A 1042-nucleotide genomic window follows, 5' to 3' on the forward strand; every position below is an offset into this window, starting at 1 on the left:
CCCAAGCAGATTATTAACAAAAGCATCGCCACCCCAGAGCTGCTTGCACACATCCTTATTAGCAAATATGCAGACCATCAGCCGCTATATCGGCAGAATATTATCTATCAGCGAAGTGGGGTAACTATCCCCGATGCTACTATGGCAGACTGGGTGGGACGCTGTGGTGTTGCCATGGCACCTTTAGTGAATCGCTTGCATTCGCTGTTACTGTCTGAGCCTATCTTACATGCCGATGAAACACCGGTGTCTATCATGAAAAACCCTGTGAAAGCCGGCAGTAAATCATTAAAGAAAGGCTATGTTTGGGCGTATCTCACTCCACAGCACGGTGCATTAAAAGCGGTGGTGTATGACTTTGCCCAGAGCCGTCGTAATGAGCACCCTAAAGCCTTTTTAGACAAATGGCACGGTAAGCTGATTTGCGATGATTACAGTGGATATAAGTTCTTATTTCATCAAGGTGTGAGCGAAATCGGTTGTATGGCCCATGCACGGCGTAAGTTTCATGAATTGCACGTTACTGGACAAAGTGTTATTAGCATTGACGCATTAGCGTTATTCGGGCAGTTGTATGCGGTTGAACGTGAGATTGATGAGCGATTTGAAAAAAACACATCTCCAATACCAAGAGATCCCCAGATAGTCCGGAAAATCAGGCAGGATAGAGCCAAACCGATTGCGGATAAGCTGCACCAATGGTTACAAGAAAAAAGACAGTTAACCACTAAGAATGCCAGTATTACTAAGGCGATTGATTATTGCCTAAAACGTTGGCAAGCGCTGACTTGTTATTTGGATGATGGGAGGTTGCCGATTGATAATAATTGGGCGGAAAATCAGATGCGCCCGTGGGCACTTGGGCGTAAAAACTGGTTGTTTGCCGGTTCGCTGCGAAGTGGGCAGCGTGCTGCGAATATTATGTCAATCATTCAGTCAGCTCGCTTAAATGGCTTGGATGTGTCTGCTTATTTGACAGACGTGCTAAGACGCCTGCCTACTCAAGAGGATCTGGATGAGTTGTTACCTCATCGCTGGGTGC

At 46.3% G+C, this 1042-nt stretch carries 1 protein-coding gene; it reads left to right on the forward strand.

Features of this window, described 5'->3' with window-relative positions:
* A partial coding sequence (gene tnpC, locus A1019T_RS06035; protein ID WP_143514090.1) for an IS66 family transposase occupies positions 1 to 1042 on the forward strand: 1042 nt, incomplete at both ends.

It is taken from the genome of Psychrobacter piechaudii (genome assembly GCF_900162825.1).
GTDB lineage: Bacteria > Pseudomonadota > Gammaproteobacteria > Pseudomonadales > Moraxellaceae > Psychrobacter > Psychrobacter piechaudii.